Here is a 12,718-nt window from a genome sequence, read left to right on the forward strand (position 1 = left end):
GCTATTTCTCCAGCGTGACAACAACGGAACCGCGCACCGTCTCGGTTTCACCCTGCACCTTGGCCGCGAGCGTGATCGCCCACGGGCCGGGAGCACCGGCATCGAGGTCGATACGATAGAGCCCATCGCCTGACGCCGGCTCGATGGTCGTGGGCGAGGTCATCGTCGCCATGCCCATGGGGCTCATGTCGGCCTTGCTCTCGAAGATGACGGCGTCCATGACCGGCTTGCCGTCGGGCACATGCACAAGCCGCACGATCATGACAGCCTTGTCACCGCTCAGATGTGCCTGCTTGCCGGCAGCCTCGAAACGATAATCCGTCGCTGCCGCGAATGTCGGTGACACAAAGGCACCGGTCACGACGACGCAGGAGGCGAGCGCCAACGCACCCGCGATCAGATATGTACGCATGATAATGGAATCCTTCCCGCCCCGGAAATCCGGGGATAGAGCGCTGATCGACGTCCGGTTGCGGTCAGGACGCGCGAATACGCGCGCTCCTGAACGCAGGACGTGCGGAAACCAACGCCGTCACGGCGCCGGTGGGATCAGGCGGTTCTGGGAGGGAAGGAAAGCGGCTCGGGCGAGCGGCCGACAGGAACACGTTCGGCAAGGCTATAGGCGATCATGCTGTAGCGGACCGGGCTTCCGATCGCCGCGGCCTGCGTTGGGCGATCAGGCACGCCGAGGCACTGCATGGTTTTCAGGCACTCCGGCGTCATGCCCTTGAACGGTGCGGTCGTTCCGGCGGGATGCATCGAGACCGACCCATCACAGCATGGCATGGCCGCATCCAGGCTCGTGGCCTGCTCGGCATTCTGCGGCGGCATAGCCTGCACGGTGGCCGCGCCCATAAAGGCAAGACCAACGATAACGAATACCAGACGTCGGAGAAAGCACCACCGCATACCGGCCATCATCTCGCAAACAGGCAAAGGGGGCAATCTCTTATGCACGGAGCGGAAGTCATGCCGCGCTCTTGGGCCGGTCGTTTGGGCTGGGACATCCCTCGCCACGCGAGGCCGGGCAACTCACTTGAATGTCCGATCTGCGGAAGGGACTCGGCCGATCCGCGTCCTCCATCCCTCCGCGCACCACAGATACTTGACCAGTGCCGCGATCGCGAGCACGAGCACGATCAGCGTGAGCAGGCCGAACAGGCCCATGCCCCATCCCATGCCCTGCATGCAGTTTGTCATCATGACGGCCTCCCATGAGGCAATGATGCGGCCCGCCATGGCGATCCGCACGAACCATGACGACGTTGGCATTGTCCCGACTGTTTTCAATGCCAAGAAGGGCATTCCCGGATGCGTTCCCCGCACGTCGCGAAGAACGACGTCATCGCCCGCACGCATCTGGCGGAGATCGACGGCAAGATGCGTGACTTGCAGGCCCTGCGTCGGGAACTGGTCGCGATGATCGGGCAATGCCACCATGGCACCGTCGCCGACTGCCGTATCATTGAGGCGTTGGCACCGCGTCAGTGAGCGTGGCCGTGCCGATGATGCAGGTCGGGATAATGCGGATGCCGATGGACCATCGGCATGTGCCGGTGCCGATGCGTGTGCGGTTCGCCCGTCGGATCGCCAGGCCCGTGCGCATGCTGATGGTGTTCGTCATGGCGATGCCGGTGCTCATGTTCCATGGCCTCGTGCGCATGCTCGTGATCGTGGCGCTCCGACAGGTGGAGCCACAACCCGAAACCCATCAGGCCGCCGGCGATCAGCAACCTCAGCGACAAGGGATCGTGGAGCACCACAACCGCCAGCAGCGCGCCGACGAACGGCGCAAGCGAGAAATAGGCCCCCGTGCGCGCGGCACCGAGATGGCGCAGGGCCAGCACGAACAGGACAAGGCTCACCCCGTAACCCATGAACCCCACGGCTCCAGCGGCGCCGAGTCCCCCGACAGTCGGCAGGACACCGCCCCTCCCGAACGCCAGCAGAAGATTGACCGTCCCTGCGACCAGCCCCTTGAGCATTGCGATCTGCATCGGATCGGCCGCAGAAAGTTTGCCGGTCAAGTTGTTGTCGATCCCCCAGCACAGGCAGGCCGCTGCGATGAACAGGGCGCCCTGGTCAAGCATCGCATGCCCCTGCCATGATAATAACGCGGCGCCCGAGAGAATGGCGAAGGCGCCCAGCAGAAGCCGCCGGTCCACGTTCTCGCGGAATACGATCCAGGCAATCCCCATCGTCGCCAGCCCTTCGAGATTGAGCAACAGCGACGCGCTGGCCGCGTCGGTGCGCGCCAGCCCCAGCATCAACAGCAATGGGCCGGCAATCCCACCCGCCAGGATCACCAACGCCAACCAGGGCAAGTCCCCACGCCGCAACGGCGCTTCCGCAACGGGGCGTCCACGCATCCAGCGCAACAGATGCACCGCCGCCAGACCGATCCCGGAACCGAGATAGAGCAGCCCGGCCATCATCCACGGATCGACGGAGCCAAGGAGAAGCTTGGCGAACGGTGTGCTGGCTCCAAACAGGATCGCGGACAATAATGCGAAAAGGATGCCAATGCGGTTCATGGCCCGATCCTACCGCACGGTGGCTCAATCGAGAATGGGCCCCGCTGCAAGCGATGAGCAGACTACCGCCCGCGCTCTACGCTTCGATTTTGATGATAACGTGCCGGTTTTCCAAATGGATACACGATGCATGGACCGCACCGTCAAACGGCGATCGTCACATTACTGGCCAGGACGACACCATTACTTCATCGCCGCTGCCGCCCCAGGTCTATGTCGAACCGTCTCCGCAGCATGCCAGTCGCCCATGTTCCTGAACCGGCGGGCAAGGAACGTCGCCATAGGAGCAGAAGACGCAGCAATCCCCCGGCTTCGGTTTCAAGACGACGCCACAATGTGGGCAATCGTAAAAGAACTGGCAGGCATCGGTCGGCATGGTTTCCAGTGATTGCTGGCCACATGCGGGACAGGTCAGAAGCGAGGCAGGCCGAATCATCTTACAGACAGGCTCCTGAGCAGGACGGGTTCCAGGCGTGGCCACACCAATGCCGCCAGCACGATGAGCGCGGTGGCAAAGGATAGCATCTGGATAACCCCGATGCGTCGCCGGATAGACCCACTTTCCACACCCGCACAACAGACCCTGGCCTGCCGCCGATTGAGCGCCCAGGCGCTGACCAGCGCCGCGACCGCCAGCGCAATCAATGGCACGCGCCATGGCGCAAGTCTCGACAGAACACTGAAAACCCCCGCACCGGCGCCCAGAGAAGCGAAGGCGAGCGGAATGAGGCAGCAGGACGACGCGATCAGCGCACCCACACCGGCGGCCATACCGCCCGCGACACACAGGACTCCACCTCTTTCCATGCCCATGCGGCTACGTGATGTTCGTTGAGGCAGGTCCGCCGTCTCATCCATGATCGTCACTTTCCCATTGCGTCGCGCTTCATGCTACACCCCGTAGTGGCTACGGACTCAAGAGCAGGAGTGACGCATGGTCGCCATCACGATCGGCAAGCTGGCATCGGAAACCGGCGTTCATCTGGAGACGGTGCGCTACTATGAGCGCATCGGCCTCATTCCCGCGCCGCGAAGGGCGCGTAATGGCTATCGCCATTATCGGGCCGAGGATGTCAGGCGCCTGTCATTCGTCCGACGCGCGCGGGATCTTGGTTTCGACATCGAGGAAATCAGAACCCTGCTCGCCTTGGCAGAACCCGGCCTACCCTCCTGCGACGAGGTCAGAACACTCGCCATAGCTCATCTGGGCGACATCCAGAGCAAGATCTCCGACCTGCAACGGCTCGCATCGCTCCTGACAACAAGCATCGAACAATGCCGTGAGTCGGAGGCCCTGACTTGCCCGGTGCTCGATATGCTGGGTGCCTCTGCGATCGGAAGCACGCCCAACCCGTGACGTATCGTTCCGGGAGGCGGTTAAGGTCTTGGCGTGGGTCCAATAATGGCGTCCGATCCGCGGCAGGCTACCCGCGCAAGAACCCAATCGCCACCGGCTCGATCCGTGGCCAGAGCCATGCAAGACACCCCATGATCGTGGCGAACCCCATGATGCCGAGCGTCTGCCAGCCAGGCCTGTGTCCTGTCCGGTACGCCTGATAACCCACCCAGAACCAACCGACAGCAACCGCCAGGATCGCGACCGGCGTCAGCCAGCGATAGGCGTTGGCGAACCAGGCGAGAATACCGCCTACTGACCCGAGGATCGCGGCCGGCAGCGCGAGCGGCACGACGCAGCACACGCCGCAGGCCAGCGCCGCACTGGACGCCGTCATGGCAACCGCGCTGGCCGCCTTGTTTCCCGATGCGCTCGCCTCGCTCATGCGCCGCACTCCGCCGCGCACCCGCAGGTCTTTTTCATCGGCGCGGTTGCTGGCTGACTGCGCGACGCAAACTGCTCAAGCAGCGTTTCCGCAGCCTCACGCGCATACTCCGGGGCAGTAATCGTCAGAGTCAGCGCATCCATACGTTCAGCGATGTCAAACGCGAGGAACGCGCAACAGGTTCGTTCGCCTTCGACCATACGCGCGATATCGTCCCGTGCGGCAGGATCATAATCCAGCACGAGATGAAGACCATCTCGGTGCGCTGACCGAAGCGCCCTGGCGTTGAGACTGGCGATCCACTCCAGCCGCCTCGCCAGATCGCTGTTCTCCAGTGTGCAGGCAAGTGGGGCAGGCTCGTTTGGCTTCGTCACGATACTACTTCGATGCCGTTCCGCCCGTTCGCGTGACGGTCTGGCGCTTGTTTACGAGTTCAAGTAACTTGAGGTTCAAGATATTTTTTACGCGAGTTTCCCCCCATGCCCGGATACAAGATCGGCGAGTTGGCCGAGCGCACCCGTACCAATGCCCCCACGATCCGCTATTATGAAGAGATCGGCCTGCTTCCACGTCCGGAACGACAGGAAGGCAATCAGCGGCGTTATGCTGAAGACGATGTTCGACGGCTTACCTTCATTCGGCGCTGCCGGGCGTTTGGCTTTTCGATCGATCAGGTTCGGGCATTGGTCGAATTGGTACAGGACCGTACGCGATCCTGTGCGGAAGCCCGCGACCTCGCGCATACTCACCTGATGGACGTCCGGGCGAAGTTGCGCGAATTGAAGGCGCTCGAGAAAAGCATCGCCGGGTTCGTCGCGACCTGCGACGCACAATGCGCCGGCGGTCCCGGCTCCGAGTGCGTGATTCTTGACGAACTTGCCACCATCGAGCCGGCGGGGAACCGCGCATGCTGCGAAAGTGCGGTCTGATCTTCGCCTATAATCCATCTTCGGATGGGAGAAACCTGATAGAACGAAAGAGATAAAAACGATGAATTCCACACCACCGAACGACATGGCCGGCACCCTGCGACGGGTCATCTCTCTCGTGGGACTTCTGAATCTTGCCTATTTTGGCATCGAATTCACGGTAGCGCTTGCCATCGGCTCGGTCTCCCTGTTCGCGGATAGCGTCGATTTCCTGGAAGACGCCTCCGTCAATTTCCTGATCGTAGCGGCACTCGGCTGGACGGCGCGCAGCCGGGCGCGGGTCGGAATGGCCCTTGCCGCTATCCTGCTGGTTCCGGCGCTCGCGACGCTCTGGACCGCATGGCAAAAATTCAATCTTCCGACACCGCCCCAGCCGCTCGTCCTGTCGGTGACAGGATTGGGGGCGCTTGTGGTAAATTTCTCCTGTGCGCTCATGCTGACCCGCTATCGCTATCATGCAGGCAGTCTGACGCGCGCTGCCTTCCTGTCGGCGCGCAACGACGTGCTGGCCAATATCGCGATCATCGTCGCAGGCCTGGTCACGGCCTTTCTGTGGCACGCCGCATGGCCGGACCTACTTGTCGGGCTCGGTATCGCCGCGATGAACGCCGACGCCGCCCGCGAAGTCTGGCAGGCCGCGCGCAATGAGCACCGCGCGGCAGCATAGCCCCCTCAATTTACGTCCGGGGCGCGAACAGGATCAGGCTGGCCCCGCCGAGGCACACTAGGGCACCAACAATCTCCCACCGGTCCGGGGTGCGCCCCTCGACCAGTCGCATCCACATGAGCGAGGCGGTGATGTAGACGCCGCCATAGGCTGCATAGGCCCGCCCCGCCGTATCCGTATCGATACGGGTCAGCAGAAAGGCGAACAGGACCAGCGACACCATGCCCGGAACGAGAACCAGCGGCGAACGCCCCAGCCGGAGCCAGCTCCAGAAGGCGAAGCATCCGCCGATCTCTGCAAAACCCGCGACGACATAGATGATGAAAGGTAGCACAAACCCCACTGTTACATACTTTCCAGTCAGGATCGTGAAGCAGCCACTCCACGATCACCATATCCCGCCATTTGAATGGCCCCGGGTTTTCGGAGACGTTTTCTATCCGGTTTAAGCGGCCAATGCATGCGATTTCTGTTGTGCATGGAAACGTGCCTCAGCCACTTCTGGCGGGATGTTTCCAATGGATGACAGAAGGCAACGATTATTGATCCAATTGACCCATTTAGAGGTGGCCAGTTCGATGCCGCCACGGGGCAGACACCACAAGGTTTGGCAAACGCGGCTTTGGAGTGGATACGCTGCGGATCACGGAGCGGCTCCGCGCCCGGCGGTTCAGGCCGAGCGAAAGTCCTGCTGCGGCTAAATCAGTTCTTCGCGATTTTTGACGTGTGCGTGTCGGTCCAGAATGATGACGTCGCCATGCTTCGCCTTCTCCTCGGGCTCGATGTGAATGTTGATCACAGCCTGCCCGAGCTGTGTCCTGAGTGCGTGCTCGATGTGGTCGCAGATCTCATGCGCCCTGCCGACGGTCATCCCCGTCGGGACCACGAGATGAAATTCAATGAATGTCGTGTTGCCCGCGACACGCGCCCGCACGTCGTGGGCTTCGATCGCCCCTGATGCATTCCCTGCGATCGTCCGGTCCAGGCGTGAAATCAATTCGGGATCGGAGACTTCATCCATCAGCCCGGCGACGGCTTCCCGCACGACACCATAACCTGCCCAAAGGATATTGACTGCGACCAGGCCGCCGATGGCCGGGTCAAGCCGGAGCCAACCAGTCACCGGGATCAGCGCAAAAGCGATCAGGACCGCAATGGTCGTCCAGACGTCCGTCAGGATGTGCCGGCCGCCCGCGACGAGCGCGGGCGACTTCCACTGCTTGCCATTGCGGATCAGTAGCAGCGCCCAGAACAGGTTTATAACCCCGGCGCTGCCATTCAGGGCCAAGCCCAGAAGCGGCGTGTCCGGTGCTTTCGGGTGCTGCCAGCCGATCCAGGCTTCCTGGAAGATCAGAATTGCCGTTGCGAGCACGAGGCCACCCTCGATGATCGCGCTCAGATATTCCGCTTTCTGGTGGCCATAGGGATGGTTTGCGTCTGCGGGTTGTGCGCTGACCCACAGGGCGATAAGCGCGCCGACGGCGGCCGCTACATTGACGATTGTTTCCAGCGCATCCGAGTAAAGCGCGATGCTGCCCGTCATCCAGTAGGCGGCAAGCTTCAGGGCCAGAACGACCAGACTGACGGCAAGTGTGCCCCATGCGGTCTTTATGGTGCGGTTCATGGGGACTACTCCTGCATGCTGCGACCCGTTTGCGATACTCGATGATTTGTTTACGACGCTTTGCACCCTGCCTCCGTGCCGAGATGTTCTGACGTGCATAAAGAATGATCGCTCAGGACCTGAATGATCCGACAGGTCCCGATTGTGTTGCATGAACACTGATCCAACATGCGTTGCAATTCGCCCTGGAGAGCCGTCAGGCGGGCAATACGGTTCCTGACCTCGATCAATTGGCGTTTTGCTATCTCATATGCGGCCATACAGTTTTGATTGGGATCGTCAGCAAGATCTAGTAATTCACGGATTTCATCTAGTGAAAATCCAAGTTCCCGCGCATGGCGAATAAAACTCAGGCGCTCTTTTGCTTCCTCTCCATAGACACGCTGCCCTCCTTCACTTCGGTCGGGCTCCTCAAGGATGCCGATCTGCTCGTAATAGCGGATGGTCGGCACCTTGACGCCAGTTGACCCGGATAATTTTCCGATACTGAACATAAAAGCCCCCTTGAACCTCTAGCGACTAGAGGAAGTAGATAACGGATTCGCTGCTGGGTGAACAGGAGAATCCGGATGCCGGACAGGCGCGAGTGGGATGTCACGGGCATGGACTGTGCTGCTTGTGTCAGCAAGGTGAAGGGCGCGCTTGGTCAAATCGCAGGCGTCCAGAATGTAGAGATTTCCCTGGTGTCTCAGAAACTGCGACTGACCATGGATGAGAATGCGATTTCCGTGACCAAAGTCGAAGAGATGGTCAGGAGCCTGGGATATGGTATCCGGCGCCTCAATCCTGCCACTGTAGCTGACATTGTATTTGCTCAGGATGCGACGAATGACGCCGGCGCGCCTGATACGCCCTGGTATAAAACCGGAAAGGGACGACTTGTTGTCACGACCGGTATTTTGTTGGTGCTGGCCTGGGGTATCAGCCTGATCGCACCAAACGAGATGAAACCCTGGCCATTTGTCGGGGCCTGCCTGGTAGGGCTTTTTCCGGTTGCCCGCCGCGCCTTAGCCTCGCTCCGGGTTGCTCAGCCGTTTTCCATCGAAGCCCTGATGATGATCGCGGCGATCGGTGCGCTATTTATCGGCGCGGCCCAGGAGGCTGCACTCGTCGTCTTCCTCTTCGCGGTCGGGGAACTCCTTGAGGGCGTTGCCGTCAGTCATGCCCGTGATGGTATCCGCGCGCTCGGAGCGTTGGTACCGAAAATCGCCTTGCGCGAAGACACTGCCGGTATCCGGGAGGTTCCTGCTGTCGAACTCCGACTAGGCGATGTGGTCCTGGTCCGGCCGGGAGACCGCATTCCGGCGGATGGAGAGATTATTTCCGGCGTAAGTGGCATTGATGAAAGTCCGGTCACTGGTGAGAGCGTGCCAGTGTCGCGTGGGCCGACGGATGCCGTCTTCGCCGGCTCGGTCAACACGGAAGCTGCGTTGCGGGTTCGCGTGACCCGCACTGCGGCGGACAACACCATCTCCCGCATCATCCATCTTGTAGAGCAGGCCGAGGAGGCACGCGCACCGACTCAACGGTTCATCGACCGCTTCAGCCGTTGGTACATGCCGACGATCGTCGTGCTTTCGGCGGTCGTCGTATGCCTTCCCCCACTGGCGTTTGCTCAGGCTTGGTCGGTCTGGGTTTATCGCGGGTTGTCCCTTCTGCTGATTGGTTGCCCCTGCGCGCTCGTCATATCGGTTCCCGCAGCCATAGCGTCCGCGCTGGCCCTGGGGGCACATAACGGGCTGCTCATCAAGGGAGGAGCGGTCATCGAGGCCACTGCGCGGGTGAAGACAGTCGCACTCGACAAGACTGGAACCCTCACACTGGGACGGCCTGACGTCACCGACATCATCGTGCTGGACAGCTTGCCCGAAACTCAGGTTCTTGCTGTCGCCGCCGCCGTTGAAGGCGCGTCCAGCCATCCATTGGCCCAGGCTATCCTGCGCCGAGCCCAGAGTAACGGGCCGGGTATCGACATTCCCGTTGCACAGGAGAGCAGGGCAATTCCCGGAAGAGGGGTGACAGGCCGCATTGACGGAATGGATTTCACGATCTCCAGCCCCCTTCAGGCGGTACGCGACGGCGCGTTGTCAGCTACTGACACCGCACGTGCCACCGAACTTGAGGCGGAAGGAAAAACCGTTGCCGTCTTGTATGGTGACAAGGCACTCGCGTTGATTGCCCTCCGTGACGAGCCGCGCGCGGACGCGGCAGAAGCCATGCGCCAGTTACGCAACCTCGGTATTACGCCGGTCATCCTGACGGGCGACAATAGCCGGACAGCCGCCGCGATCGCCTCAATGCTGGGGGCGCATTACAAGGCCGAACTGCTGCCGGAGCAGAAGTTGGCCGAAATACGGGCTCTGGCCGCGCAGGGCGGTGTTATGATGGTCGGAGATGGCATCAACGACGCGCCTGCACTCAAACAGGCAACTGTCGGGGTCGCAATCGGCTCGGGGACCGATGTTGCCCTGGAGGCAGCCGACGCCGCCATCCTGCGGAACAGAGTCTCCGATATTCCAGCGCTGATCCGCCTCGCCCGTTCGACCATGCGAAATGTTCGTCAAAATGTCTCGATCGCTCTTGGGCTGAAAGGAGTGTTCCTGATTGCCACCATCGCGGGGCTGACAGGGCTCTGGATCGCCATTGCGGCCGATACCGGGGCAACCGTTCTCGTCACCCTCAACGCGCTGAGGCTGCTGCGCTCCCGCAGCCTCGATGCAACATCGTAAAATATTATGAGAATTTTCAGTCGAATGTCCGTGTGTTGTGTTCGGTGTCGGTGGAAATCTGTGGCGGCGAGCCTCGCAATGGCTTTGGTGTCGGGTGGCGTGGCCACAGCCGACGATACGACAGCGATTCCCGCCACCTTGCATGATGTCATCGCAGCAGCATGGACGAATGATCCTGCCCAGAATGATCTCGCGACTCAGGAAGCTGGGGCAAAGAAACGCCAGCGTGCCGCGAAATCCTGGTTCGCAGGTGGGCCATCGGTCGATGCTCAATATTATGACGACAGACCCAGCGGCCGTAACTATGCGTACCGCACGACACAGGTGGGTCTCTCCGTTCCTCTCTGGCTGCCAGGACAAGGAACGGCAACTGAGCATGTGGCTGAAGCCGATGCACAGGCCGCTGTAGTACAGAAGGATGTCGCCCATATGGCGGTGGCCATTCGTGCCACGGATGCCATCGGGGCTGTCCTGCTCGCCGAGCGACGGCGATCTGCCATGGATTCCACACTGGCTGCGTTGCGACGCATGGCCAGGGCCGTGCGGGCATCGAGCCATGCAGGAGAGAGCACATCGGCGGAACAGCAGGCGGTGGATGCGCGGATCGCTCTTTCGGAAAGCGATCGCAATGCCATCGACGAGGAAGTCGAGGCCGGCCAGGCCAATCTGGATATTCTGACCGGCCATCCGACGAAAGCCGGTCTGTCGGAAATCGACACGCACTGGCCGCTATTCCTGCGAGCGACCGCGCGGCCATGGAGCGAGGCGAACGACCCGCGCGTGCGTGCGGCTCACCAGAGCGTCACGGTCGCCACGGAACAGGATCATCTTGCCGCTCACAGTTATATGCCCAATCCGGAAATCGGCGTCGGCGTGATCAATCAGGGCCAGTACGGTTCGCCATGGGACACGCAGGTTGGGGTCAGTCTCAGGATGCCGATCCCAAGTGACGTCACATCGGTTCCCGTGAGAACGGCCGCTCAGAGTGCGCTTTCCACCGCCATCCGGCAGGAGATCGCCACCCAGAGGACCGTCAGGGCCGAGATGGCGCGCGTCCAGGCACATCTGAAAAACACATCGGCCTCGATCGTCAGTACGGCTCAGGCCGCGCACGAGATGCTTGTGCGCGCGGACGCCATGGAGCGGTCGTGGCGATCCGGTGAAACATCACTCATAGAGGCGCTTCGTGCCCGCATGGATGCCTATAACGCCCTGCTGACCTTCAGCCAGGCCGAAATCGATCATCGCATTGCGATCGTCAGAACTGTTATCGCCTTGGGGTACATACCATGAGATCGACCTGTATCCTCGTTGTCGCAGCCCTATTCGTGGCTTTACCTCACCTGGCTTTGGCGGAAGAAACAGAGGGGTGGCAGCAGACCGTGACCATGGATGCAGAAGCCCGGCAGGCCGAGGGTCTTGAAACCGTCAAGGTTAAAAAAGGCTCCGTAAGACCCCGAATTCAGGCGATGGCGAGTGTAACGGAGAACATCGCGCGTTCCGTGTCCATACGGCCGGCAGGCGATGGCAAAGTCCGCGCGGTCTCCGTCCTGCCCGGCCAGCAAGTCACCGTCGGCCAGACGCTCGTCTCCTATATTGATCACTCATTGCATGTCGTCGATCTCCAGCTTGCCCAGGCGAAAGCTAGTCTGGCCAGCGCCCAGGCCAACCTCGCTGATACTGCACTGGCGTACCGTCGTGGTAAGTCATTGGCCGGGGCCACAGTCTCCGCGGGCGAAGTGTCGCGTCGCCTTGCCGTGATGCACGAGGCGCAGAACGCTGTCCACTTTCAGGACGCTGCGGTCAAAACCCTGACCCATCGTCTTGAGGAAGAATTCACCTCGCCAACGGAACGGATCGTGGACTTCGAAAATTCGGTCCTGATCGCGCCGGTTGATGGCATGGTCGAACAGGTCGGTACGGCTGTCGATAATGATATTTCGCCCACAGACGTCGTAATCAGGATTACGAGTCTGGAAACCGTATGGGTCGTGGCTAACGTCCGCCCCGAAGATGCATCAGACATTTCAATTGGCACTGAGATGACGTTCATGCCCGTGGGAGCCGATCCCGCGCAAGCCGCGATGGCAAAGGTTCAGACCATTGAAGGTACTGCCGATCCCGAAACTGGGCTGGTGAAGGTTGTCGCGACATTTTCGGATCCGCGTCGGAGATTCCGGCCCGGCACCCAGCTCAATGCCTGGCTTCCTGCGCAGGAGCAGGCCAGCGGTCTGATCGTGCCGTCCGCCGCCCCGCAGAATGTCGACGGGCATATGGTGGTGTACCGGCAGACCGGCGCCGATACGTTTCAACCTGTTCCCGTTCGTGTGCTCCTCGAAGGGCCAGAGCAGAGCGTGGTGTCCGGAGATCTCAAGCCTGATGACACTATCGTCGCAAAGGGGAGCTTTACGCTCAAGGCGATGGCGCTTCTGTCCGGTCTCGATGGAGACTGAA

The 12,718-nt window shown here is 61.1% G+C and carries 18 protein-coding genes; 7 read left to right on the forward strand and 11 right to left on the reverse strand.

Features of this window, described 5'->3' with window-relative positions:
- Nucleotide 1 precedes the first annotated feature (1 nt).
- The 3 genes from EMQ_RS09245 to EMQ_RS09255 all read right to left on the reverse strand — a co-directional run bounded on the left by EMQ_RS09245 (nt 2) and on the right by EMQ_RS09255 (nt 1,296).
- On the reverse strand, nt 2–412 hold the full coding sequence (locus EMQ_RS09245; protein WP_010667677.1) for a FixH family protein: 411 nt from the start codon (nt 410–412) through the stop codon (nt 2–4).
- A gap of 137 nt (nt 413–549) precedes the next feature.
- Complete coding sequence (locus EMQ_RS09250) at nt 550–909, reverse strand: hypothetical protein (RefSeq protein WP_010667676.1); 360 nt, start codon at nt 907–909, stop codon at nt 550–552.
- A 123-nt stretch (nt 910–1,032) separates the two neighbouring features.
- Complete coding sequence (locus EMQ_RS09255; protein ID WP_231367963.1) at nt 1,033–1,296, reverse strand: SHOCT domain-containing protein; 264 nt, start codon at nt 1,294–1,296, stop codon at nt 1,033–1,035.
- Between the two features lie 15 nt (nt 1,297–1,311).
- Here EMQ_RS09255 and EMQ_RS09260 point away from each other — a divergent pair, with 15 nt between their 5' ends.
- Nucleotides 1,312–1,491 carry a MerR family DNA-binding protein gene (locus EMQ_RS09260; protein WP_010667674.1) on the forward strand — a complete coding sequence of 60 codons (180 nt, stop codon included), beginning with the start codon at nt 1,312–1,314 and terminating at the stop codon, nt 1,489–1,491.
- Here EMQ_RS09260 and EMQ_RS09265 read toward each other — a convergent pair.
- The 3 genes from EMQ_RS09265 to EMQ_RS09270 all read right to left on the reverse strand — a co-directional run bounded on the left by EMQ_RS09265 (nt 1,485) and on the right by EMQ_RS09270 (nt 3,392).
- On the reverse strand, nt 1,485–2,534 hold the full coding sequence (locus tag EMQ_RS09265) for a DMT family transporter (RefSeq protein WP_010667673.1): 1,050 nt from the start codon (nt 2,532–2,534) through the stop codon (nt 1,485–1,487). The genes EMQ_RS09260 and EMQ_RS09265 overlap by 7 nt on opposite strands.
- A gap of 211 nt (nt 2,535–2,745) precedes the next feature.
- A complete protein-coding gene (locus EMQ_RS17315) occupies nt 2,746–2,970 on the reverse strand; it encodes a GDCCVxC domain-containing (seleno)protein (protein ID WP_035979039.1) in 225 nt (74 codons plus the stop codon).
- Nucleotides 2,967–3,392, reverse strand: a complete 426-nt coding sequence (locus EMQ_RS09270; protein ID WP_231367962.1) for a hypothetical protein — start codon at nt 3,390–3,392, stop codon at nt 2,967–2,969. Before EMQ_RS09270 ends, EMQ_RS17315 begins: the two co-directional genes overlap by 4 nt.
- Before the next feature lie 76 nt (nt 3,393–3,468).
- On the opposite strand from EMQ_RS09270, the gene EMQ_RS09275 reads away from it, so the two are divergent.
- Complete coding sequence (locus EMQ_RS09275) at nt 3,469–3,891, forward strand: MerR family transcriptional regulator (protein WP_018308113.1); 423 nt, start codon at nt 3,469–3,471, stop codon at nt 3,889–3,891.
- A gap of 67 nt (nt 3,892–3,958) precedes the next feature.
- On the opposite strand, the gene EMQ_RS09280 is transcribed toward EMQ_RS09275, so the two are convergent.
- Both EMQ_RS09280 and EMQ_RS09285 read right to left on the reverse strand, forming a co-directional pair.
- Nucleotides 3,959–4,315: a hypothetical protein gene (locus tag EMQ_RS09280; RefSeq protein ID WP_010667494.1), complete on the reverse strand. Its 357-nt coding sequence runs from the start codon at nt 4,313–4,315 to the stop codon at nt 3,959–3,961.
- Nucleotides 4,312–4,689 (reverse strand): hypothetical protein, encoded by a 378-nt coding sequence (locus tag EMQ_RS09285; RefSeq protein ID WP_010667495.1) that lies wholly within the window; start codon nt 4,687–4,689, stop codon nt 4,312–4,314. The genes EMQ_RS09280 and EMQ_RS09285 overlap by 4 nt, the downstream gene beginning before the upstream one ends.
- 105 nt (nt 4,690–4,794) lie before the next feature.
- Here EMQ_RS09285 and EMQ_RS09290 point away from each other — a divergent pair, with 105 nt between their 5' ends.
- Both EMQ_RS09290 and EMQ_RS09295 read left to right on the forward strand, forming a co-directional pair.
- Nucleotides 4,795–5,244 (forward strand): MerR family transcriptional regulator, encoded by a 450-nt coding sequence (locus EMQ_RS09290; protein ID WP_010667496.1) that lies wholly within the window; start codon nt 4,795–4,797, stop codon nt 5,242–5,244.
- A 61-nt stretch (nt 5,245–5,305) separates the two neighbouring features.
- Nucleotides 5,306–5,911, forward strand: coding sequence for a cation transporter (locus EMQ_RS09295; protein WP_010667497.1), 606 nt, complete (start codon nt 5,306–5,308; stop codon nt 5,909–5,911).
- Nucleotides 5,912–5,921: 10 nt separating this feature from the next.
- On the opposite strand, the gene EMQ_RS09300 is transcribed toward EMQ_RS09295, so the two are convergent.
- The 3 genes from EMQ_RS09300 to EMQ_RS09310 all read right to left on the reverse strand — a co-directional run bounded on the left by EMQ_RS09300 (nt 5,922) and on the right by EMQ_RS09310 (nt 8,029).
- Complete coding sequence (locus tag EMQ_RS09300) at nt 5,922–6,245, reverse strand: YnfA family protein (protein ID WP_023979793.1); 324 nt, start codon at nt 6,243–6,245, stop codon at nt 5,922–5,924.
- Nucleotides 6,246–6,608: 363 nt separating this feature from the next.
- Nucleotides 6,609–7,535 (reverse strand): cation diffusion facilitator family transporter, encoded by a 927-nt coding sequence (locus EMQ_RS09305; protein ID WP_018308112.1) that lies wholly within the window; start codon nt 7,533–7,535, stop codon nt 6,609–6,611.
- Between the two features lie 50 nt (nt 7,536–7,585).
- Entirely contained in the window at nt 7,586–8,029 is a 444-nt protein-coding gene (locus EMQ_RS09310; protein WP_010666084.1) for a MerR family transcriptional regulator, read from the reverse strand.
- A gap of 75 nt (nt 8,030–8,104) precedes the next feature.
- Between EMQ_RS09310 and EMQ_RS09315 the strand changes: the two genes are divergently transcribed.
- The 3 genes from EMQ_RS09315 (at nt 8,105) to EMQ_RS09325 (ending at nt 12,717) form a co-directional block, all read left to right on the forward strand.
- The gene (locus EMQ_RS09315; RefSeq protein ID WP_010666083.1) at nt 8,105–10,264 is read left to right on the forward strand and encodes a heavy metal translocating P-type ATPase; all 2,160 of its coding nucleotides are present in this window, start codon (nt 8,105–8,107) and stop codon (nt 10,262–10,264) included.
- A 78-nt stretch (nt 10,265–10,342) separates the two neighbouring features.
- Nucleotides 10,343–11,557 carry a TolC family protein gene (locus EMQ_RS09320; RefSeq protein WP_010666082.1) on the forward strand — a complete coding sequence of 405 codons (1,215 nt, stop codon included), beginning with the start codon at nt 10,343–10,345 and terminating at the stop codon, nt 11,555–11,557.
- Nucleotides 11,554–12,717 (forward strand): efflux RND transporter periplasmic adaptor subunit, encoded by a 1,164-nt coding sequence (locus tag EMQ_RS09325; protein ID WP_018308111.1) that lies wholly within the window; start codon nt 11,554–11,556, stop codon nt 12,715–12,717. The genes EMQ_RS09320 and EMQ_RS09325 overlap by 4 nt, the downstream gene beginning before the upstream one ends.
- Nucleotide 12,718 lies beyond the last annotated feature (1 nt).

It is taken from the genome of Acetobacter aceti NBRC 14818, assembly GCF_000193495.2.
GTDB classification, from domain to species: domain Bacteria; phylum Pseudomonadota; class Alphaproteobacteria; order Acetobacterales; family Acetobacteraceae; genus Acetobacter; species Acetobacter aceti.